Source organism: Lentibacillus kimchii (assembly GCF_042666895.1).
GTDB classification, from domain to species: domain Bacteria; phylum Bacillota; class Bacilli; order Bacillales; family Amphibacillaceae; genus Lentibacillus; species Lentibacillus kimchii.
The window spans coordinates 205131-226548 of the sequence record NZ_JBHTGR010000005.1; the positions used below are offsets into that span (position 1 = coordinate 205131).

A 21418-nucleotide genomic window follows, 5' to 3' on the forward strand; every position below is an offset into this window, starting at 1 on the left:
TTAAACACATCCCGGGAAATAAATGGTGTATCCTTCACAACACATTATCATAATTGCCAATACGCCGATTGAATGTCCACAGCCTGGTGCACCGCCTCTTTCTGGTGCGGATAAATCGGACCTTCATGAAATCCCTGGTCAAACGGATCAGCAATACCGCTTGTTTCACCCCTGAGTGCTTCTATAATCCGCAATGTACAAAAGGGAACGTAGGCCGTGCTGTACCCGCCCTCATGACAGGCGACCAAGCGCCCACTACAATGTTTAGCAGCTAACGATTTCATCCGGACTGTCATGTTATAATAGCCTTCTGCGGTCACCAGCATCCGCCCCAGCGGATCAAAACGGCTGGCATCCTGACCGGCCGATATAAGAATCAGCTCAGGCTGAAACTGGTCGATAATCGGCTCAATAACGTTATCGAACGTATACATATAGCCCTCATTTCCTGTGCCAGCCGGAAGTTCTATATTGACATTCTTTCCTTCGCTATCCCCGGCACCCACGTCTGTCATCATGCCGCGGTCTTTAGGAAAGATATGTTCCTGATGAACAGACATAAATAAAACATCTGGATCATGATAAAAAGCTGTTTCAGTCCCATTCCCGTGATGGACATCCCAGTCCACGATAGCGATTCGCTTAACGCCGTATGTTTTACGGGCATAATTCGCTGCAATGGCAACATTGTTAAAAAGACAAAAACCTGCTCCTTTATCGGGTTCGGCATGATGACCCGGCGGCCGGACAAGGGCATATGCTGTCTGCACCCTGTCTTGCATCACTGAATCAATCGCGGTTATGGCACCGCCTGCTGATCTTAGCGCAATCTCAAAAGAGTCCGGGCCGACAGTCGCATGAAAACCTGCATCACCGTCACCCGCGTCACTTAATTGTTCGACATAATCTATATAAGCTGATTGATGATTCATCTCGACTTCTGTCCGCCTTGCCGATCGCGGTGTGATGGGCTCTAGTTTATTCATAAAATCGGTCCGCTCCAGCAAATTTTTCACGCGCCGCTTCGTCTCCGGATTTTCAGCGTGGGTATCCGGCTGCACCGATCCGCCTGAACGCAAATTTAAAGCGCCATTTCCGGTTTGATGCCAAAAGTAACTCTCGTGCGATATAAAGCCTGTCTTATTTGCCATGACTATCCCTCCTGTTTTTCAGATTACATAGCATTATCATTAATAGTTACCAGGTAAGGTTGATTCCTCATAAATAGTTACTTCTATAATATTTAATTGCTATGGTAAAAAGAACGCCATTTATAAAATTCAGGGGGATAGTGATTCAAACCTATATACTGCATTCAGCATTAAAACTAAAAAAAGATGCTGTGGTTTTATCCCGCAGCATCCGCTTAGCTGTATATCAATCTCAGTTACTCGTCATCATCCAGCACAGTTTTGGCAATATTACCGTCCAGCTCTTCGAATTCAGACAGAGAATTAATCTCGTACAATTCTTCTCGTGTCTGCATATCGTCCAGCCCATTCTTCTGAGTGCCCTCGTCCATAATCATCTGAAAGATCCGCTCATAGGCTTTCGCAGCGACTCTTAAGGACGTGACCGGATAAATCACCATACTGAAGCCCATGTCCTGAAATGCCTGAGCTGTGAAATAAGGTGTTTTGCCAAATTCCGTCATGTTGGCAAGGAGCGGTGCATCCAATTTCTCCGCAAATAGGCGAAATTCCTCTTCTGTCTGCATCGCTTCAGGAAAAATAGCATCAGCGCCTGCATCGACATAGAATTGTGCACGCTCAACGGCTGCATCAATGCCTTCAATTGCTTTGGCATCTGTCCGGGCAACCACAACGAGTGACGGCGCCACTTTTTTGATCGCTTTAATCTTTTGTGCCAGTTCTTCTTTCGCAACAAGCTGTTTCCCGTTCAAATGCCCACACTTTTTCGGGAGCTGCTGGTCTTCAATCTGTACGGCCGCTACCTTGGCTTCTATCATTTCCACCGCTGTCCGGGCAACATTCAAGACACCGCCAAATCCGGTATCAATATCAACCAGAACTGGCAGATTTGCCGCCCGGACAAGCTCTTTGGCCCGGTCCGCCATTTCGGTTGAAGTCGTTATCCCTAAATCAGGCATGCCGATACTTGCTGTATAGGCCCCGCCTGATAAGTACAAGGCTGAAAAGCCCGTCTTTTTCGCGACCAGTGCGGCCATTGCATCATGGGCACCGGGCATTTGCAAGATTGTATCCTGTTTGATCAGTTCCTTAAACTGATTGGCTAATGTTTCCTGTGTTGCAGACTGATCAACTATCCATACCATTTTCAAAAGTCTCCTTTCTCCAAAACCGTTCCATCACTAAATGTATTTGGAGTTGGAGTTGGGTCAAAAGTATTTTTATCAATTAAAAGCCGAACAACTGGCATAAATAGTTAGAGCCATAATCCCGCTCCGGAAATAAACATCTTCTCCGCGGGCGGCTGGTGAGCCTCCTCGTGCTTCGCACTGTGGGGTCTCACCTATCCTTTGCTCCCGCAGGAGTCGACGTATATTTCCTTCGCTAAATTTGAGCTTTGTTCACTTTCAGGGTTGATCACTTAAGTTTTGTCCCAGCCCCTGTTGTGCTTTCATTATACAAATAGTGACACAAATTCATTGACCGGCATAGTCGCTAATCGCTCATAATTATAACTTGCTTCTTCGATCGCTTCCAACTGTTTAGGCGCGTACTGTGTCCCCAGATTATGCATGTATTTTTCACGCAGCTGCGGCATTGCTTCTTCCCGGCGGAACCGATGACCCAATGGGTACTCATACACCACATTTTCGGTGGAGGTTCCGTCTGTGAAATGGATCTGCACTGCATTGGCGATTGAGCGTTTAGCTGGATCCAGATAATCTTTCGTATAAGCTTCGTTTTCCTCAAGCACCATTTTCCCGCGCAGTTCATCAATAATTGGATCAGCAGCCGCCTCTTCCTCATAATCTTCGGCTGTAACGCCGCCTTTCATCAAAGCTACAGCCGTGATGTACTGGATACAATGATCACGATCTGCCGGATTATAGAGCGGGCCCTGCTTATCAATAATGCGGATGGCTGATTCATGTGTCGTGATCGTGATCTTGTCAATCTCATCCAGATGATCTTTCACTTGTGAATGAAGCTGGACCGCAGCTTCTGCGGCAGTCTGTGCATGAAATTCAGCTGGATAAGATACTTTAAACAGGACATTCTCCATCACATAGCTGCCCAGTGGCTCGCTGAGTGTCAGTTCCTGCTGGTTGAACAAAACATCCTGAAAACCCCATCCCGGAGCACTTAATGGGGTCTCGTAGCCCATTTCACCACTGAGAGCCATTAACGCCAAGCGAACACCCCGGCTTGTAGCATCTCCAGCAGCCCAGGATTTCCGAGATCCGGCATTCGGCGCATGCCGGTATGTCCTAAGACTGGCATTATCGATCCACGCATTGGACAAGGCATTCATAATTTCGGTGCGTCCGCCGCCCAGCAGTTTAGTGACAACAGCTGTTGTGGCAACTTTAACATACAGAACGTGATCAAGCCCGACACGGTTCAGGCTGTTTTCCAGTGCAAGGATGCCCTGAATCTCATGTGCCTTGATCATCATTTCCAGTACTTCCTTAACTTCAATAGGGTTCTGGCCTTTTGCGAGACGCTCTTGACTCACGTAATCCGCAGCAGCTAAAATACCGCCCAGATTGTCGGATGGATGCCCCCACTCAGCAGCCAGCCATGTATCGTTATAATCAAGCCAGCGAATCATGGTGCCAATATTAAAAGCACCCTGAACCGGGTCCAGCACGTGCGGTGTCCCCGGCACCCGAGTCCCATTAGGAACAACAGTGCCAGGAACAATCGGGCCCAGAAGTTTCGTGCATTCCGGGTAGCTTAACCCTAAGATGCCGCATCCCAATGCATCAAGAAACGTATAATGAGCGGTCGAAAAAGCCTCCTCACTTGTAATATCCTGATTCAGCACATAATCCGTAATATCTTCCAGGATAGCATCCGTCGTCTTCTTGTCCTCTACTTTAACCATTCGCAGCTTCCGTCCTTTCCGAACCAGGCAGTGATCGCACCTGATGCCGTATGCGTCTAACCTGGCTTTATAATCGTATTCTCTGTTTTTTTATAAATTCCGGTCGCCAGTATATTTGACTCTTGGCCGGAATAGACGATTGTTGTCATGCTGTTCAATGATATGAGCGCACAGTCCAGCTGTCCTGGAACTGAAAAAAATCGGCGTGTAAAGCGGAATCGGAACCCCGAGCATCCAGTAAACCGGTGCTGCATAGTAATCAAGGTTTGGATACAAGCCTTTTTCCTCAGCCATAAGTTTTTCCCCTGCTTCACACATCTCGAGCAAGCTTGAATCACCATGCAAATCACAGAGCTGCTTTAGTGATTCTTTCATCATCTTTGCTCTTGGATCCATTTTCTTCATGTAAACCCGGTGCCCGAAGCCCATAACTTTTTCTTTATTTGCCAGTTTGTTTTTTAACATATCAACGAAGTCATTAGCCGACTGGGCCTGCTCCAGCATGTGCATAACCGCTTCATTAGCACCGCCATGCAAATCCCCTTTAAGCGACGCAACAGCCCCTGACAAGGCACCGTACATATCTGAGTGAGTGGATGCTATAACACGTGAGGTGAAGGTCGAGTTCGGCATCTCGTGCTCACTGTACAGTAAAAGGGAGCGATCAAAAATTTGAGCTTCGAGTTCGGTCGGCTTCTTACCCGTGATCATGTATAAAAAGTTGGCACTGTACGGAAGTGCCGTATCTGGTTCAACCGGATCCTGGTTATTAAGAATGCGGTAACTGTTGACCGTAATTGCGGGCAGCTGCCCTAAAATGCGATAGGCTCTTTGTTTATTCGCTTCCAGTGAACGGTCATCAAGCGCTTCGTCATAGCCTGCCAGCGCCGACAGGGCTGTACGCTGTCCGTCCATTGGATGAGTACCTTCCGGCAATAATTTCAAAATATCCATGACCGCGGCGGGAAGTTCATAATGACTCTTCAATTGCTCCTCAACCGCCTGCCGCTCAGCATCTGCTGGCAGGATTCCCTCCAGCAATAGATAAATCAGATCTGCATACGTCTTCCGTTTTGACAGATCAATTAAATCATAACCCCTGATAATGATTTTTTCCTGTTCGGTATCCAAAAGAGAAATCCCTGTTTCCGATGCAACAACACCTTCCAGACCTGGAACAAACGTATCATCCGTTTTCATCCTATTCCTCCTTCTCCCCTCCGTATTGAAATCCCTTTCACGTTTTTAAAAAATAACGGGACATTGCCCTGTTAACCTGTCTATAAGCCTATTATAAAGTTGCAATAGCAATCAGAAAAATATATAATTTGAATCATCAGACATAGAATTTTTCAATATCAGCTTTTTGAGTGATTTATGAGGGGGATCATGTGTCCTATGAAACTTCAGGATTGGGAAATACTGGATGCGCTTTTCGCGACCGAAAATATTACACAGGCTGCCCGGCGCCTGTTTCTGTCACAGCCGACCTTAACATCACGCATCCGAAGCCTCGAAGATTATTACGGCGTCACTTTAATCATTCGAAAGCAACGCGGCATAACGTTTACACCAGAAGGGGAAGTGCTTGCCCGCCATGCGCGAAAAATGCTCTCTGAACAGGTACACATTGAGGAAAAACTGAGCAATATGAAACAGCAAGTCGCCGGTACGTTAAGAGTTGGGGTATCGAATTTTTTTGCCCTCAATAAAATGCCCAAATTACTGCGCCTGTTTAAACAGAAGTATCCAAATGTTGAATTCCAGGTAATTACCGGCTGGAGCAGTGAAATGTACCGCAGGCTTTTAAACCATGATGTTCATATTGGATTTATTAAAGGTGATTACAGCTGGAAGGACCATAAAGAACTGCTCTATGAGGAAGATATCTGCATTGCCTCCCCTTGGGAATTCACCTGGAGCACCCTTCCTCAACTGCCCCGCATTGACTATAATACGGACGAAAAAATGTGGGCGATCATCGATAACTGGTGGTACAAAAATTATAAGCAGCATCCTAATATCAACATTCAGGTGAATCAGGTGGAAACGTGTAAAGAAATGATTATTAACGGGCTTGGCTACGCAATACTTGCAAACCTTGTCGTCCGTGAACATACAGATATTATAACGACACCGCTGCATTATCCGTCAGGTGAGGCCATTACACGAAAAACCTGGATGTACTACCATGATGATTCACTCCAGCTGAATATCGTTCGCGCATTCGTCAATTTCCTCCGTACAATTGATGTCAAAGCGCTGTAAGGTAACTTAAAAATGGATATGACATGCGTGGGTCAGTCACTAACAGGAGCTAATTGAATGATGTGCTCAATATCAATGGCCCGATTCAAGGGTATAGCAACCTTACTAGTGCTATCGAGATTCTGTAATTTGGGAAAAGTAGGGGCTTCATCGCTGACACCAATCACCCGGGCCTGGACACCGTTTGTTAATTTAACAATTGATTTGACGGGGAAAATAGTCAGCATACTGAAGAATTGGTAGAAGTATTTGTCCTCAATTGCCGGACATTCTCGAAGAATCATCGTTACAGCAGATGCGGCACCAAATGCCTCTCGATAGGGACGGTTTAACGTCAAAGCGGAATAAACATCAGCAATATGAATAAGCTTCAGCGCTTCCGTAAATGCTTCAGCTGTTAACCCATCCGGATAACCACTGCCATCCATACGCTCATGATGAGATCTCGCCAGCACAGCAATATCCTCGTCGAAATGATGGCGTTTCAGTATTTGATAGCCATGTAATGGATGACGCTTGACTTCTTCATATTCGGAGGCTGTCAGTTTGGCTTCTTTATTGAGAATGGTGCTTGGGATTTCGAGTTTTCCAATATCATGCAACAGGCAGCCAAGAGCGAAATTCTCGATATCGCTGAGCCCCCTTCTTCTGGCAAACATGGCTCCCAGAATGAAAACATCAAAAGAGTGCTGGTAGGTGTCTTCATCAACACGCCGCAAATGCTCCATAAGCTGACGGACACGGCTGTTTGACATGAACTTGACGAATAAACCTTCTAGCCATTGATAATCTTTAGTATCAGGAAGGGCAAGACCATACCGATATTCATGGCCAATGGACATTAAATCCTGGAAAAATTGTTGTTTTAATGAGAGAACATGAGGAGGGGTTATGTGCTTTTTGGTATCTGCAGGAGGCGTTTGACTATCATATTGTCTCACATCAACCGAGGTGACGCCCCATTCCTTTAATTTTGAAATAACATTACGGGACAGACTGTTCCCTTTCTTGACAACCAGAGCGTCTTCCCGGTAAAGGTCATTTTCTAAAACATCACCTGTCCGGACGCTTTTGATATTAATAAGGGTCATTTAAATATCCCCCCCTTCTTCAATTTAATAGAACTATCATAACTATATTAATTCTATTAAGTGATGTCAAAACTTTTATAAAACTCTCAACACATTTTCACGTAACCAGTAAACGAACTTTCTCATTAAAAGGCTAATGCAGCCTGAAATGCGTCTGCGCTCAAAACAACTTCCGCCCGTGACGAGCAAGCGGAAGCTGTTTTGCCCACAGTTTTAATCCGCAAACACCTTTAAGAATTCCTCTCTGAATGTTTCTGTATCCGTATCGACGCAGACAGAGACGTTACCATCTTCCTGGAAATGCGTTACCGTGCAGCCAGCTGCTGGCCCCTCAGTCGCGACATTGACTTTAGCGCGTTTCGTCGTAAATAATTCCGGATGTGTTAAATACATAATCGTGCACATGTCATGTATCGCAATGGCTTCATCCGTATAACCGCCACCTTTTTTAAGATGTACGAGCATCTCATACATCATTTCGCCGACAGCGCCCTGATGTCTCACCTTTTCCAAATCAGCTGCAGACACGCTGGTCTTGCTGGTGCCATCAAGTCCGCACATCACGACCTCAACATCTGAATCAAATACAATTTTAGCGGCATGCGGATCAGCATAAATATTAAACTCTGCAACCGGTGTCGCATTACCGCCTTCGACAGCTCCTCCCATTAACACGACTTGCTCAATATTGGCCTTAACCTCCGGAAATGCCTTGAATAATAAAGCTATGTTCGTCAGCGGCCCTATTGCGACAAGCGTGACAGGTTCGTGAGCGTTGATAATACGATTGTGCAATTCTTCAATCGCATTTACTTTTGTTAATAGAGACTTGTTTCCTTCGACATTGAATTGATATGTGCCTATTCCACTCGCGCCGTGCACTGTTGACGCTGTTCTGGTCTCACCGAGAAGCGGCTCGCTGGCCCCTTTGGCAATAGGGGTGTCTTCTCCTAAAAACGTTACCAGGTCAATCGTATTCTTTGTCGTATTCTCAATGCCAACATTGCCTCCAACCGTGCTTAGCAATCTAACATCGAGCTTCTCGGAAAATAGTGCCGTTGTGATGGCTACAACATCATCAATTCCGGGATCTGTATCAATAATAATGGGTCTCATTGTCTTGTCCTCCTATATCTCTCATTAGCCAAACACTTAGATATTATAACATGTTTGGACAGACAGACACTGATAAAAACGCGCTTACACTATTAGACACCAGACATGGCTTAATCGCTAAAAGGGGCTTACCACCTGGCGTCAACTAGTTATTTATTCTATAATAACAACTAAAGGTGAGGTGGATCCTCAGATCGTTTTCCCGTCTCCTACACAGGAGTAATCGTTCTTCACTGACCTCCAGTGGCTTTGTAAAATGGAGTTGATAACTATGTTAAACAAACAAATTTTAATAGCACCTGACTCATTCAAAGAGAGCATGACAGCACAACAGGCATCAGAGGCTATTATCAGAGGGTTCCGCTCGATTGTCCCTGATACCTGGAAGTTCGATTCGCTTCCCATGGCCGATGGAGGCGAAGGAACGATGCAGTCATTGGCTGATGCACTCGGCGGCCGCATTTATGAGACATTCGTCACCGGACCACTTGGCGATGCCGTCACAGCAACGTATGCCATTTCTGGTGACCAGTCAACAGCTATTATCGAAATGGCCGAAGCATCTGGTCTGCATCTCGTGCCTGAAAACCAGCGCAATCCTCTGGTTACCACAACCTATGGCACCGGCGAGCTTATCAAGGCTGCCCTCAATCATGGCGTCAGCAAAATTATTCTCGGTATTGGGGGCAGCGCCACCAATGATGGCGGGGCTGGCATGATACAAGCACTCGGCGGTCGTTTCTATGACGAGCAGGCACAGCCATTAAAGCACGGAGCCAGCCCACTGCTTGAACTTGCAGATATTGATGTGACCCATATTGATGCCAGACTTCAGAGCACGCATATCTCTGTTGCCTGTGACGTGGATAACCCTCTCTTAGGGCCAACAGGCGCTAGTGCTGTATATGGCCCGCAAAAAGGTGCAGATGATATCTCGGTGGCAACACTGGATCAAGCATTAAACCATTACCATAACGTGCTTGCCAGCGTAACCGGACACAATGTGAAGGCTGTACCAGGTGCTGGAGCCGCCGGTGGATTAGGGGCCAGTTTATTGGCTTTCTTAAACGCCGCACTAGAACCCGGCATTCAGATTGTGCTTGAAGAAACGCGCTTCTATGAACGGGTTAAGCATGCAGATTTAGTGATAACAGGCGAAGGGAAAATCGACAGGCAGACGATCTATGGGAAAACCCCAGTCGGCGTCGCGCAAGCTGCTAAACATTATCATGTGCCCGTCATCGCGCTGTGCGGCACTTTAGGAACTGACTATGAAGACGTCCTGAAACACGGGATAGACGCCATATTCAGTATTGTTAACGAACCCGGCCAACCCTTACAGCAGACATTACGAAATGGAGAGACATCCTTGGAAGCAACATCTAAGAATATCGCCAGCGTACTCAAATGGCCGTATGACTGACTGTCAGTAATGGGAAACCAGCCTCTTGCAATTCGCCACTGTCCCATCATTATTTGCCTCAAATATTTTAATGTCAAAATGTTTGACAACAACTTGGATTCAGATGCATATTAAAGGTGGATTAACACAATAGACGATGAATTGTGTGAATATAATCCGGAATAAAGATGATGTAACGGATTTCATTAAAAGTAACAAATCGCCATAACAAACAAAACGCATATGTTCGTATGATGGCGTAAGGAGGTTATAAGCATGGAAAAATTAATGGAAAACAAAGTTGGTGTTATTACCGCCGGCGGAGCAGGAATTGGACGAGCCAGTGCGCTTGCCTTTGCCAAAGAAGGGGCAAAAGTAGTTGTATCGGATCTTGACGAGGACGCCGGCAACGAAACGGTACGTCTGATTAAAGAAGATGGCGGCGAAGCAATGTTTGTTAAATGCAATGTCGCTGAAGAAACCGAAGTCGAAAACCTTATCGATACAGCCGTTAATACTTATGGAAGCCTTGACTGGGCCCACAACAATGCTGGGATCGGTGCCCCTACAGCACCCGTTACCGAGACAGAAGCCAAAAATTGGCGAAAAGCTATGAGTGTTACACTCGATGGCATGTATTACAGCCTGAAATATGAAGTTGCCGCTATGAAAAAATCGGGGAAAGGTGCCATTGTCAACACAGCTTCTACTGGCGGACTAGCTGGAACTCCCGGACTCGCAGCCTACACCTCTGCAAAATGGGGCGTCAACGGCCTCACCAAAACAGTTGCACTTGAATCCGGCAAAGAAGGTGTTCGTGTGAACTCAATTTGTCCAGGCATGACACGTACAGCAAGTGTTGACTCCTGGTCCAGTGAATCACCTGAACAGGCTAAAGAATTTGAAGCATCCATACCAATTGGACATATGGGGACACCAGAAGATCAGGCGAATGCTGCTGTATTTCTATGCTCCGATAAAGCAGCCTATATTACCGGCGTAAACCTGCCTGTAGATGGCGGCGAAACAGCCGAATAAACCAGTCGCATTGACCACAACTGAACAGTGCCCTTATCCAATGAGTGCCCTGACACCCCAAGTATTAGAATAACTCTAATGGTTGGGGTCCTTTTTTGCCTGTACGGCGTTAAGCTTAAAAAACTTAACCTGTTCAATTCAGGCTGAATGTATTAAACTTGTGATATATATGGAGATCCCTGCGGCGGCAGCGACATAGATAAGACCTCGGAGTCGCCAGCGCAACGACATATACTTCCGGAGCGATTTAATCGGGTTATTCGAACTTTGTTTGGTAAATGAACCTATCGTCCCAGTTGATTGCTATTGAGGAGGCTGAAGTGGATATTACATCCTTTATTATAAGCGGTATCTTTATTGTCAATATTATCTTTGCAATTGTCGTTATATTTTTCGAGCGTCAAAACCCAAATTCCACTTGGGCTTGGCTAATGGTTTTGATGTTCCTTCCAGTGATCGGATTTATTCTTTATCTTATTTTCAACCAGAATTTTTCCCGCAAACACCTGTTTTACTGGCCTGATGAGGAAAAAATGGGCATCACAAACCGGATTACTGAACAGACTGAAGCTATCAAGAATGGTTCCTTTCCGTTTAAAAACGAGGACAGTGCAGCTTACAAAGATAATATTTATATGCATCTTGTCAACAGTGGCGCTATTCTCACCCAGGATAATGCGGTGACCATCTACACTGATGGCCGGGAAAAATTTAATGCTCTATTGGCAGATATTAAGCATGCCACTGATCATATCCATATACAATATTATATTATTCACGAAGATGGTTTAGGAAAAGAATTGCTCAGTGCCTTAACGGAAAAAGCCAGACAGGGCATTGATGTGCGTATTCTCTATGATTACATGGGATCAAGAGGCTTATCAGCTAACTTTTTCAGTGACCTGAAACAAGCTGGTGGCCTGGTGGCCGTCTTTTTCCCGCATTTGCACCTTAATTACCGTAACCACCGAAAACTAGCCATTATTGATGGCGGGATCGGCTATATTGGCGGGTTTAATGTGGGAGATGAATATCTCGGTCTGAATGATAAGTTTGGCTACTGGCGGGATACCCATCTAAGAACACAAGGGCAAGTTGTCCATGCCCTGCAGACACGTTTTATTCTGGACTGGAATCAAGCTTCCAAACGGCATCCTTTCATTTATCAGGAGCGTTATTTCCCTGACACCCCAGAGGCTGGAAATGTTGGTGCACAGATTGTGGCGAGCGGTCCTGATACGGAATGGCAGCAAATCCGGAACGGCTATGTGAAAATGATTCTTTCGGCCAAAGAATATGTTTATCTGCAGACGCCCTACTTTATTCCGAGTGAAGCGTTATTGAATGCGGTGGAAATTGCCTCTTTATCTGGGATAGATGTAAGGATTATGATACCAGATAAACCAGATCATATGTTTGTTTACTGGGCCACCATGTCCAATGTCGGTGATCTGCTGAAAGCAGGTGCCAGAGTTTATGTTTACGAAAATGGGTTTATCCATGCAAAAACACTGGTGGCAGATGATACGATGTCATCAGTAGGTACAGCAAATTTTGATATCCGAAGCTTCCGGCTTAACTTTGAAGTGAACGCTTTTTTATATGATCAAGCAGCGTCCACCGAATTACGGCGGGTTTTTGAACAGGATATTCATCTCGCGAAAGAACTGACATTAGAGGAGTATCATAAGCGTCCAATGATGGTGAAATTAAAAGAATCTGTTTCACGTCTGCTGTCGCCCATTTTATAAGAATCCAGTCATGCTGTCGTTTAATGTTGTAAATGAGCAACCGGCTGTACTTCTCAAAAGTATCAGCCGGTTTTGCTTAACATAATCAATCACTCAGATGATTTAGTTGTGCCAATAACTGGGTAGTGGTCTGAGTAGTCGTTATACTTGTAAGTTTGTCCCCACGAAGTAACCGACCAAACTGGAGACTTCACCTTTTTAGTTTCTATCTCCCAGTGATTCGGCTGTGCATGATTTCTTTCAATAAACACATAATCTAAATGCTGCCCATTAAGATCTGGATAATTTTCATTGGCTATAGAATTGGATGTCGGATCCCATGTAGCATTAAATCCTTTATAATTATCCGGTTCACTAACATTCAAATTCTGCAGCATTGCACCATATTCATTTGTCTGCTTCATAGCATTTAAGTCACCGCCTATGAACACTACTTCATCTTCCGGTATATGTTTTTTACTGATAAAACTTTTTATTTCGTTCATTTGAGATGCCCTTATTTTTGCCGGCTCCCCCTGTGAGCATAAGGTTTCGTCTGTTGACTGAACATGTGTGCCAATGACATGATATGGCTCATTATTTTTCATAATTTTAATATATATAAATCCTTTATTACTTAATGCTTCGACACCGCATCCATCTTTAAACACATGCTGGATTTGTTCAGCAATCGGCCATTTACTTACAATCGAAACGCCGCCATCTTCTGAAGCAGCATGAGAATAATTGCCTGTTGTTTCATCCCAGCCTTTGGTACTTCTTCCTAACACTGGTGTTTGGTAAGGATATTGTTTCCTAATACCATCCAGCAATATTCCAGATGCTTCATTATCAAACAGTTCATTAAATATAATGACATCATGGTTTTGCACATAATCAGCGTCAGAAATAAGTTCCGCTCTTTGATTTTGACCCCAATTAGGGTATATAGCTTGTGACATCATATAAACATTATGAGAAAGAATTTCAAAATCTCCCGGGTAACTTTGGTTTGCATCTGCTTGTACAGCAGAATTTGCTAACAGTAATATCCCCGAAATACATCCAACAATGACAGTACCTAATATTTTACGCATAAATTAAACGTCCTCCTTCAATTTGTTTCTTCCCCCGGCAAAACGCTGAAAGGAACCAAATTATTACATGCTATGCTAAATAATTTGTTAATTTTATTTAGAAAATACTTAATAAACATGGCTAAACATAATTCTAAAGGTTTAAAATTTATTGTCAAGTTAGCTTGTTTTGATAAAATTAAAAGTTCAACTATAACGATGCCTCTATAAACCAAAACACCTTGACAATTGTTACCCAATGCATAATATAAGGCACCATTTCAAACAATAAGCTTAAGTGCACTGCACTGGACAAATTTTTGCTCGCATTTTCATTTGGCTCACAATATAACCTGACTCATGTTAGGAGGAAAAAAATGGAAACAGTTAAACGCATTTCCTTAGCACTCATCATCGTCGGTGCGATTAACTGGCTGCTTATTGGTTTGTTTCAATTTGACTTAGTAGCAGCCCTCTTCGGTGGACAAGATGCGGCACTGTCAAGAGTGGTATATACGCTAGTTGGGATCGGCGGCGTACTCTGCCTGCCATCATTGTTTGCCCCAATCGAGGGTGATGATTACAATTATAACACCAATTATGCCACAGAATTCAGTGAAGATAACGAGACATTTCGTGACAAGGAATAAAAACACAGCGCACAATCGTTGAATTTGATGAGACTGCTGCCACAATTTGGAGCAGTCTCATTTATTTCGTTCAAATGTTTAAGAAAAGCCTTAAAAGGGAATTACGTATAAGTAATTAGACAAAATATATCTGCGAATATGAATAAAAAATGTAAAATACTGTTCACATGGTGTTCATTTTTACGTGCTATACTGATGTGTAGATCTTATTAAAGGAGTGGGTGACGCATGGTTTATGAAAACAAACAAGACTGGCCGGAAAAATATGATATTAACAAGCTGGTCACACGTCAAAACGATATCCAGAAAATCATAGATGGCGATAAGACGTCAGAACGGCGAAATGACCGTTATGCCGATCCAGGAGACGAATTGGTGCTGAACGGACAAACCTTCGTTGTGGCTAATATTTATCCGCAAAAACTTAAAACCATAACCGATGAAGAAGCAAAACAGGAAGGCTATAGCAGCCTGGAAGAATATAAAGACGCCATCAATTCAATTCACGAAGGTGAAGTATGGGAGCCCGAAGGCGTTATCTGGGCACACGAATTGAAGAAACAATAAATTTGCGAAAAAGACTGCCTGATGATGGCAGCCTTTTTTTATTGCCATGCGTGGTATGCGGCATAGCAAACGCAAGAAATGAAAAGATTTTGTATGGACTGATCGTTTTTATCCAATAATACTTAAGAATAAGTAAGACGCATGAAAGGATGTCTACTATGTTAGAAGCGAACGGCGAAGAACAGGGTGAGCTGCTTGAAATCACGACTCAGAAAACAGCAACTCAAGAGGACTTGCAGAAATTCAAGGATGCACTGAAAGCAAAAACACTGCAAGAGGAACCGGTCAATATCCTATTTATTTTTAAGAACATCGACGGCAATACACCAAAAGCAGTCATGGAAGCACTCAAGATTGTTCTTTATCTGAATAGCATCAACAAGAGCGCGATCGTAGCTGATGAGACGTTCACTGGTATTGACGAAACGATTCAAAAGCTCATTCCCAGTGTCGAATTGAACCAGTACCCGTTAGAAGAATTGGAAGACGCCAGAAATTGGCTTCGTGCGTAAGGGACGAGCAGGTACAAACAGCCAAAATGACGCTTGCCTGTCTAATCGCTCCGGAAATAAACATCGCTTTCCGCAGGCGGCTGGTGAGACCCCATTCCGGGGGTCTTACCTAGATCTGTCCGCTTATTTCAAATGGCATACGTCTTTGACTCGTTTTGTTCTATCCTAGTGATTCTGAAAAAAGCTGTTAACCAGTTCATCGGACACATCAGACAGCTGCCGGTAATCATATTGCGGCGCTTGATCTTTATCAATGAGAACCGAACGAACACCCTCGAAAAAATCATTATGCTGCATAAAGTTTCTCGCTAGCGTGCGGTCCACTTCCAGACAGCCGCGCAAGTCATTCGTTTCGCCCTTTATCAGCTGTGCGAGGGCTACTTTCAGCGACACAGGTGATTTGCTTAACATCGTATCCATTGTTTCGCGTGCAAATGGTGTATCTGCCTGATCTAAGGCAGCAACAATCGTCTCGACGGACTCAAACGCGAAATGGGCATCGATTTCGGTTTGCAATTCAGCCAAAGTGGCAGGCTGCTCAGGCTGCATGGAATAAGACTGCAAAAGATTGTCCAGAATTTCATCCCGGTTTGGCCGGTGCCAATTAGTGACTGCTATAGCGTGCTTAAGATCATCAAGCTTATCACTTGCTATCATATAATCAGCAGCGTTTATATACAAAACATCAGCCGCCCTGAGCACCTGGGCTGTCAATGCGAGATAACGGCCGGTATAGCCAGGTGCTTGATTCAGAAAATAAGCAGCACCTACGTCAGGGAAGAAGCCAAGGTTCATCTCAGGCATGGCCCATTTTGTCTTTTCAGTCACAATCCGGTGACTGGCACCATAGCTCAACCCGACGCCGCCTCCCATCACGACGCCATCCATACACACAACAATCTGTTTAGGGAAAGAAGCCACTAATTCATCGGTCTTATACTCCACTTCGAAAAAACGCTCGGCTTCTTCTAATGCCTCAGACTGATTGATGGCTTGATAGAGTGTCTTCATATCACCACCTGAACTGAAGCCTTTTGATCCCGCTCCTTCCAGAAGAACAAGCTTGATCGTATCGTCATCCCGCCATTTCCGCAGTTTGTCACGCATAGGTATAAGCATATCAAGCGTTAACGCGTTCAATGTTTCAGGCTGATTAAGCGTGATTGTGGCAACGCCGTTTTCATGTCGCTGGAACGAAACACCATCCTCTGTCATAGTCAACACCCCTTTATGTATAGTCTATTAGTAATGTTACTACATTTCTGTATATAATGACAAAGGTTTATAAATAACAGTTATGCTTAGATAAGCTGACTAAGTGATAATAAAAAACCAGAAATGCCGTCTGCATTCCTGATCTTTTGCCCTGTGACTCCCTTAATGTTTGCCGTAATCCTTGAAAACAAAATATTTCACCATAAAAAAACTTGCCAAAAATGAAAGAAACATAGCTAAGCCTTTGGAAACATTATAGCGCAGCCAATTATTAGTATCGATGAGCTGCAGCAGTTCATTAGCACCAAGAAACACGAGGTTACTCACAACAAGACTGACCAGCCCCTGAACGATAAACAGTATACGCTGGCGGTTGCTTCCTTCAGCTGAATGCTTAAATGTGAACCGGGCATTCCAGTAATAACTGTTAGCTATAGCCAGCATATAAGCTATGGTGTTATACACTAACAGCAACCATTTAACGTCTGTATGAAATAAAATCAGTAATAAATTCAATGCCCCGATATCAATAGCTGCATTCGCAATGCCAACAGTACCAAACTGCAGAAATTGCTTGGGACCTTTCTTTTGTTTTTGCTGTGCCATGAGCATTCCTCTTCATTATTCCTCTTGTAAGTTTACGCCTGCAAATGTGGACGGATGGCAGAAGCTTAAACGTACTGCTGGTCACTTATCAAGCGGTTCATTCACTGCTGCCTTCTACTTACCATTTACAAGCTGGAGTGATCCGAATTATCTTGCTTTAACGTCACGCCCTCTATTCCGGCGATTGCCTTATAGTAATCAAGTACCTGCTTCGACTGAGCCTCCCAGCCCATTTCTGCTATATCGCTGCGCGCATTTTTAGCAAGGCGCTTTCGCAATGTCTCATCTGCAAAACGCAAGACCGTATTGGTAAAATCATGAGGTTTATCCTTATCATAAAGCAGTCCGGTGCGGTTATCCGCAATCTGTTCACAGGTCGGGCCGCTTTTCGCAGCAACAAGCGGCAGTCCTGAAGCCATCGCTTCCGTAATAACGAGCCCAAGTGTTTCAGAAGTCGATGGAAAGACAAACACATCCGAGGACGCATAGGCTTTAGCAAGCTCTTCACCATGCAAAAAGCCAGTGAATACTGTGTTTGTTCCTGTAAAATGCTTCTCAAGCGATTTCCGGTGCGGGCCATCACCCGCAATGGCCAGTACAAACTCATCGGAGGCATCCAGAACCGATTTAATTTTTTCAATTTCCTTCTCTGGAGCAAGACGGCCTACAAACAGAAGCAGTGTTTTATCAGGATTCCCATTCGAGAGCCTATCCCGCATGTCTTTATCATACTTATCGGGACGAAGCAGTTCTGTATCCACGCCACGTTTCCATACATGCACATTGTGAATATTCTGCTCAAGCAGCTCCTCTTTTACTGTCTCAGAGGTGCATAGGTTTAAATCTGCCTTATTATGAAGCTTGCGAAAGTACCACCACAGAAGACCTTTGAACATTGGAACGTGGTAGTAATCCGCATATTTGGGAACTTGCGTATGGAAAGAGGCGATCAAAGGATAGCCAAGTTTTTTGGCATAATGAACACCGGACATGCCAACCAGCGCCGGATTGACAACATGAACGACGTCAGGATCATACGCCTCAAGCAGTCCTTTCACTTGTTTAGTGGGAAGTGCAAATTTCTTCGAGCGATAGAGAAGAAGTGTCCTGGCCGGAACACCCTTGATCTCGACTCCCTCGAATTCATAGACGCCAAGATCAGGTGCGATAACCTGGACGTCATGTCCCTGTTTCTGAAAATAACGAATGCACGCTTTTAAACGCGTGACCACGCCATCGGTGGAGGGCACGAATGTTTCAGTTATAATAGCAATTTTCAATTACGACACTTCCTCTTTCATACAACAATTTGCCAAAAGCAAGTCTTTATCAACTATATTTTGATCCCGCAAGTAACGGACGGCAAAACGATACAGATGCCGATCGCCTTTTGTATCAGTGCGGCATAGGCATTAATGTTGGAATGCTACGTTATTTCCAGGATACTTGCGGCATAATATTTTTCTGAATAACGCGGTTTTCATGCTGCATGACTGTACGGAGTATTTCCCTGACCACGTCATCATCCAGCAAATGCGGTTCAAGACCGAGATCTTTCAATTTCGTATTAGCCGCCTCAAAGAAATGTTCCTCCTCTTCAACCCGCGGATTGTCAAGATGAGCCACATTTGGTTTGAGACCCTCTTCCTGAGCGACTTTCTGCACTTTTTCAGCTAGTTCACTAACAGAAAATTCTTCCGTGAATTGGTTGAACACCTGAAACTCGCCTCTGTCAGCGGGGTTTTCTGCGGCAATCTCAATACAGCGAACCGTGTCCTTAATGTTTAAAAAGCCGCGTGTCTGTCCCCCTTTTCCGTAAACCGTCAAATCATGGCCGGCAGCCGCCTGTATGATAAAGCGATTAAAGGCCGTGCCGAAAACAGCGTCATAATCCAAACGGTTAGTAAGAAGCGGATCCATTTTCGTTTCGTCAGTGTCAAGGCCGTACACAACACCCTGATTCAAATCGGTCGCCCGGATACCCCAGATTTTACAGGCAAAGGTAATATTGTGACTGTCATGCACTTTGGAAAGGTGATAAAAAGATCCCGGCTGCTTTGGATATGGCAGCGTATCTTTTCTGCCTTTATGCTCAATCTCAATGTAGCCTTCTTCAATCGGGATGTTCGGCGTTCCATATTCTCCCATTGTGCCAAGCTTAATTAAATGGCAATCCGGTACGATCTCCTTGATGCCATACAAAACGTTCAGCGTTCCTGTCACATTATTAGTCTGTGTATATACGGCATGCTCGCGATCAATCATGGAGTAGGGAGCCGAGCGCTGTTCAGCAAAATGCACAAACGCATCAGGCTTCTCAGTCAAGAGAACCTCCCGTAAAAAGTCATAATGGGTCAAATCGCCCTTATACGTTCGGATGTCATTACCAGTCATTTCCTTCCATTTGGCCACACGATCTTCAAGTGAAGCAATAGGTGTAAGCGAATTGGAATGAAGTTCGTTATCCATCTCTCTTCTCACCATATTATCAATAACAGCAATATCATGGCCCTGCTTTGATAAGTATAAAGCAGTCGGCCATCCACAAAAGCCGTCTCCCCCTGCTACTACAATTTTCACATTATTGCCTCCATTTTAGCTTTATAGTTATTATGCCCGGTACTATCCATAATAAACAAGGTACAATGATATACATACTTCCACAAAATATAATTTCATATAAAAGTTATCATAATTACATGCTATTTTACAAATAAGAGTTAAGTCAAACAGACACATGACTGGTATATGAGCAATGAGCACGCGTAACACCATGACAAATACCCCTTAGGCATCGAGAGAAAAGTTTCACGCTGCTTAAGGGGCATACTTTCTATGTGCGACTGCGTCATGACATTAATAAGCAATGCCTGCGCGGCTTTGACTATACTCGGAACTGGCAATTTGCGAATAAACAAACGCCGCTGCATCTGGTACTGTAATTTTTTGTCCGTCTTCAGGCAGCCAGTTTTTTCGAACACGGTAGTTGCCGTATTCATCGCCCGCAGGTAAATAGGTCGGGCAGACGATCGTCCAATCAAGATCGGACGCCTTAACATGACGATAGGCAGCCAGATGATCCTCAGCCGCGGTTGTTGTTTTGCGTTTGGATTCATTTGCCTGAAAGCGGTATAACCCTGGATCGTTCCTGCTGTTCAAGATACCGGCTGTGCCGACCGTTATAATCCGTCTCACCGCATGTTTATCCATAAGGCTGATCAATGATGGTGTCACGCGCGACAGCGTATTATTTTTATCAGTTCCCAGGGCGCTCACGACGCTATCGACAGGAATGGCTCTCATAGCCCTTTCCAAATCAGCGCTCTGAAGCACATCGCCTTGTATCGTATATAAATGCGGACTGGCTGCGTTTAATTTCGCCTGTGACCGGACCAGTGCCACAACCTCGTGACCATCATCGAGTGCTCTCTGAAGCAGTTCTGATCCCACGCGTCCAGTTGCCCCTAATAGCAGTATATTCATATCTTATCCTCCCTGAATAATTGGCAGCATTCCCTGTATTAGTCGATTCACTCAATCTTGGCTAATTCTTCAGTCATGACATCATATGGCATTGGACCTCTGACCTTGAATTGGATACGGCCATCTGAATTAATCATATAAGATGTCGGATAAGCGCGAACTTTATATTTCTCGGCAACATCGCCATCTTTGTCCATCGGTTTCGGGAAGCTCATCTCATAATTATCAACAAAGTCACGAACTTTTTCTTGACTCTCTTCCGAACGCGTCAAATTTACGGCTAAAATTTCGACATCTTTATTATCATAAAGTTTTTGCAGGTCAGGTATCTCATCCCGGCACGGTGCACACCAGCTTGCCCAGAAATTAACGATAACACGCTCGCCCTGATAATCGGAAAGGCGGACCGCATCTCCCTTCAGGGTCTTCAGCTCGAAGTCAGGTGCCAGATCACCTTTGGACAGTCCACCTTCATCAGACTCATCACCAGCAGTCTCGCCGCTGGAAGATTCGCCGGTATCCTCTTCTTTATCAGCTGTATCCGCAGCTGGACTGACAAAGTCATAGACAGCCCAGCTTGCCATGCCTGCTATCAGCACAATCAGTACGGCTTTTTTCATTGATGA

The 21418-nt window shown here is 44.6% G+C and carries 20 protein-coding genes; 7 read left to right on the forward strand and 13 right to left on the reverse strand.

The features are described 5' to 3' along the window. Positions 1–47: 47 nt before the first annotated feature. The 4 genes from ACFQU8_RS03820 to mmgD all read right to left on the reverse strand — a co-directional run bounded on the left by ACFQU8_RS03820 (position 48) and on the right by mmgD (position 5238). Positions 48–1151 (reverse strand): class II histone deacetylase, encoded by a 1104-nt coding sequence (locus ACFQU8_RS03820; protein WP_382357847.1) that lies wholly within the window; start codon positions 1149–1151, stop codon positions 48–50. A 236-nt stretch (positions 1152–1387) separates the two neighbouring features. Beyond that, positions 1388–2296, reverse strand: a complete 909-nt coding sequence (gene prpB, locus ACFQU8_RS03825; protein ID WP_382357848.1) for a methylisocitrate lyase — start codon at positions 2294–2296, stop codon at positions 1388–1390. Between the two features lie 308 nt (positions 2297–2604). Further along, positions 2605–4038 (reverse strand): bifunctional 2-methylcitrate dehydratase/aconitate hydratase, encoded by a 1434-nt coding sequence (locus ACFQU8_RS03830; RefSeq protein ID WP_382357849.1) that lies wholly within the window; start codon positions 4036–4038, stop codon positions 2605–2607. A 90-nt stretch (positions 4039–4128) separates the two neighbouring features. Next, positions 4129–5238 carry a citrate synthase gene (gene mmgD, locus ACFQU8_RS03835; protein WP_382357850.1) on the reverse strand — a complete coding sequence of 370 codons (1110 nt, stop codon included), beginning with the start codon at positions 5236–5238 and terminating at the stop codon, positions 4129–4131. Between the two features lie 198 nt (positions 5239–5436). Here mmgD and ACFQU8_RS03840 point away from each other — a divergent pair, with 198 nt between their 5' ends. Further along, entirely contained in the window at positions 5437–6306 is an 870-nt protein-coding gene (locus ACFQU8_RS03840) for a LysR family transcriptional regulator (protein WP_382357851.1), read from the forward strand. A 32-nt stretch (positions 6307–6338) separates the two neighbouring features. Here ACFQU8_RS03840 and ACFQU8_RS03845 read toward each other — a convergent pair whose 3' ends face one another. Together ACFQU8_RS03845 and ACFQU8_RS03850 are read right to left on the reverse strand one after the other, a co-directional pair. Continuing rightward, on the reverse strand, positions 6339–7397 hold the full coding sequence (locus tag ACFQU8_RS03845; RefSeq protein WP_382357852.1) for an HD-GYP domain-containing protein: 1059 nt from the start codon (positions 7395–7397) through the stop codon (positions 6339–6341). A gap of 213 nt (positions 7398–7610) precedes the next feature. Further along, positions 7611–8513 carry a nucleoside hydrolase gene (locus ACFQU8_RS03850; RefSeq protein WP_382357853.1) on the reverse strand — a complete coding sequence of 301 codons (903 nt, stop codon included), beginning with the start codon at positions 8511–8513 and terminating at the stop codon, positions 7611–7613. Positions 8514–8784: 271 nt separating this feature from the next. Here ACFQU8_RS03850 and ACFQU8_RS03855 point away from each other — a divergent pair, with 271 nt between their 5' ends. The 3 genes from ACFQU8_RS03855 (at position 8785) to cls (ending at position 12704) form a co-directional block, all read left to right on the forward strand. After that, positions 8785–9936 carry a glycerate kinase gene (locus ACFQU8_RS03855; protein WP_382357854.1) on the forward strand — a complete coding sequence of 384 codons (1152 nt, stop codon included), beginning with the start codon at positions 8785–8787 and terminating at the stop codon, positions 9934–9936. Positions 9937–10191: 255 nt separating this feature from the next. Then, on the forward strand, positions 10192–10953 hold the full coding sequence (locus tag ACFQU8_RS03860) for a glucose 1-dehydrogenase (protein WP_382357855.1): 762 nt from the start codon (positions 10192–10194) through the stop codon (positions 10951–10953). Positions 10954–11231: 278 nt separating this feature from the next. Beyond that, the gene (gene cls, locus ACFQU8_RS03865) at positions 11232–12704 is read left to right on the forward strand and encodes a cardiolipin synthase (protein WP_382357856.1); all 1473 of its coding nucleotides are present in this window, start codon (positions 11232–11234) and stop codon (positions 12702–12704) included. Positions 12705–12793: 89 nt separating this feature from the next. Here the strand turns inward: cls and sph are convergent, their stop codons facing one another. Continuing rightward, the gene (gene sph / locus ACFQU8_RS03870) at positions 12794–13780 is read right to left on the reverse strand and encodes a sphingomyelin phosphodiesterase (RefSeq protein WP_382357857.1); all 987 of its coding nucleotides are present in this window, start codon (positions 13778–13780) and stop codon (positions 12794–12796) included. 356 nt (positions 13781–14136) lie between these two features. Between sph and ACFQU8_RS03875 the strand changes: the two genes are divergently transcribed. The 3 genes from ACFQU8_RS03875 to ACFQU8_RS03885 all read left to right on the forward strand — a co-directional run bounded on the left by ACFQU8_RS03875 (position 14137) and on the right by ACFQU8_RS03885 (position 15488). Continuing rightward, entirely contained in the window at positions 14137–14409 is a 273-nt protein-coding gene (locus ACFQU8_RS03875) for a DUF378 domain-containing protein (RefSeq protein ID WP_382357858.1), read from the forward strand. 228 nt (positions 14410–14637) lie between these two features. Beyond that, entirely contained in the window at positions 14638–14976 is a 339-nt protein-coding gene (locus tag ACFQU8_RS03880; RefSeq protein WP_382357859.1) for an ASCH domain-containing protein, read from the forward strand. A gap of 158 nt (positions 14977–15134) precedes the next feature. Then, positions 15135–15488, forward strand: a complete 354-nt coding sequence (locus ACFQU8_RS03885) for a SpoIIAA family protein (RefSeq protein ID WP_382357860.1) — start codon at positions 15135–15137, stop codon at positions 15486–15488. Between the two features lie 165 nt (positions 15489–15653). Here the strand turns inward: ACFQU8_RS03885 and ACFQU8_RS03890 are convergent, their stop codons facing one another. The 6 genes from ACFQU8_RS03890 to ACFQU8_RS03915 form a co-directional block, all read right to left on the reverse strand. After that, positions 15654–16703, reverse strand: a complete 1050-nt coding sequence (locus ACFQU8_RS03890) for an enoyl-CoA hydratase/isomerase family protein (RefSeq protein ID WP_382357861.1) — start codon at positions 16701–16703, stop codon at positions 15654–15656. Between the two features lie 162 nt (positions 16704–16865). Beyond that, complete coding sequence (locus ACFQU8_RS03895) at positions 16866–17309, reverse strand: GtrA family protein (protein WP_382357862.1); 444 nt, start codon at positions 17307–17309, stop codon at positions 16866–16868. Between the two features lie 125 nt (positions 17310–17434). Continuing rightward, complete coding sequence (locus ACFQU8_RS03900) at positions 17435–18589, reverse strand: glycosyltransferase family 4 protein (RefSeq protein ID WP_382357863.1); 1155 nt, start codon at positions 18587–18589, stop codon at positions 17435–17437. 151 nt (positions 18590–18740) lie between these two features. Continuing rightward, on the reverse strand, positions 18741–19889 hold the full coding sequence (locus ACFQU8_RS03905) for an NAD-dependent epimerase/dehydratase family protein (protein ID WP_382357864.1): 1149 nt from the start codon (positions 19887–19889) through the stop codon (positions 18741–18743). Positions 19890–20165: 276 nt separating this feature from the next. Next, on the reverse strand, positions 20166–20792 hold the full coding sequence (locus ACFQU8_RS03910; RefSeq protein ID WP_382357865.1) for an NAD(P)-dependent oxidoreductase: 627 nt from the start codon (positions 20790–20792) through the stop codon (positions 20166–20168). Between the two features lie 47 nt (positions 20793–20839). Next, complete coding sequence (locus tag ACFQU8_RS03915; protein WP_382357866.1) at positions 20840–21412, reverse strand: TlpA family protein disulfide reductase; 573 nt, start codon at positions 21410–21412, stop codon at positions 20840–20842. Positions 21413–21418 lie beyond the last annotated feature (6 nt).

Bases quoted from the DNA above. Each gene is read 5' to 3' on its own strand.
- prpB (WP_382357848.1), bottom strand. From the start codon at position 2,296: ATGGTATGGATAGTTGATCAGTCTGCAACACAGGAAACATTAGCCAAT.
- ACFQU8_RS03830 (WP_382357849.1), bottom strand. From the start codon at position 4,038: ATGGTTAAAGTAGAGGACAAGAAGACGACGGATGCTATCCTGGAAGAT.
- ACFQU8_RS03820 (WP_382357847.1), bottom strand. From the start codon at position 1,151: ATGGCAAATAAGACAGGCTTTATATCGCACGAGAGTTACTTTTGGCAT.
- ACFQU8_RS03890 (WP_382357861.1), bottom strand. From the start codon at position 16,703: ATGACAGAGGATGGTGTTTCGTTCCAGCGACATGAAAACGGCGTTGCC.
- ACFQU8_RS03880 (WP_382357859.1), top strand. From the start codon at position 14,638: ATGGTTTATGAAAACAAACAAGACTGGCCGGAAAAATATGATATTAAC.
- ACFQU8_RS03840 (WP_382357851.1), top strand. From the start codon at position 5,437: ATGAAACTTCAGGATTGGGAAATACTGGATGCGCTTTTCGCGACCGAA.
- ACFQU8_RS03845 (WP_382357852.1), bottom strand. From the start codon at position 7,397: ATGACCCTTATTAATATCAAAAGCGTCCGGACAGGTGATGTTTTAGAA.
- ACFQU8_RS03850 (WP_382357853.1), bottom strand. From the start codon at position 8,513: ATGAGACCCATTATTATTGATACAGATCCCGGAATTGATGATGTTGTA.
- ACFQU8_RS03915 (WP_382357866.1), bottom strand. From the start codon at position 21,412: ATGAAAAAAGCCGTACTGATTGTGCTGATAGCAGGCATGGCAAGCTGG.
- ACFQU8_RS03860 (WP_382357855.1), top strand. From the start codon at position 10,192: ATGGAAAAATTAATGGAAAACAAAGTTGGTGTTATTACCGCCGGCGGA.
- cls (WP_382357856.1), top strand. From the start codon at position 11,232: ATGAACCTATCGTCCCAGTTGATTGCTATTGAGGAGGCTGAAGTGGAT.
- ACFQU8_RS03885 (WP_382357860.1), top strand. From the start codon at position 15,135: ATGTTAGAAGCGAACGGCGAAGAACAGGGTGAGCTGCTTGAAATCACG.
- ACFQU8_RS03895 (WP_382357862.1), bottom strand. From the start codon at position 17,309: ATGGCACAGCAAAAACAAAAGAAAGGTCCCAAGCAATTTCTGCAGTTT.
- mmgD (WP_382357850.1), bottom strand. From the start codon at position 5,238: ATGAAAACGGATGATACGTTTGTTCCAGGTCTGGAAGGTGTTGTTGCA.
- ACFQU8_RS03910 (WP_382357865.1), bottom strand. From the start codon at position 20,792: ATGAATATACTGCTATTAGGGGCAACTGGACGCGTGGGATCAGAACTG.
- ACFQU8_RS03875 (WP_382357858.1), top strand. From the start codon at position 14,137: ATGGAAACAGTTAAACGCATTTCCTTAGCACTCATCATCGTCGGTGCG.
- ACFQU8_RS03855 (WP_382357854.1), top strand. From the start codon at position 8,785: ATGTTAAACAAACAAATTTTAATAGCACCTGACTCATTCAAAGAGAGC.
- sph (WP_382357857.1), bottom strand. From the start codon at position 13,780: ATGCGTAAAATATTAGGTACTGTCATTGTTGGATGTATTTCGGGGATA.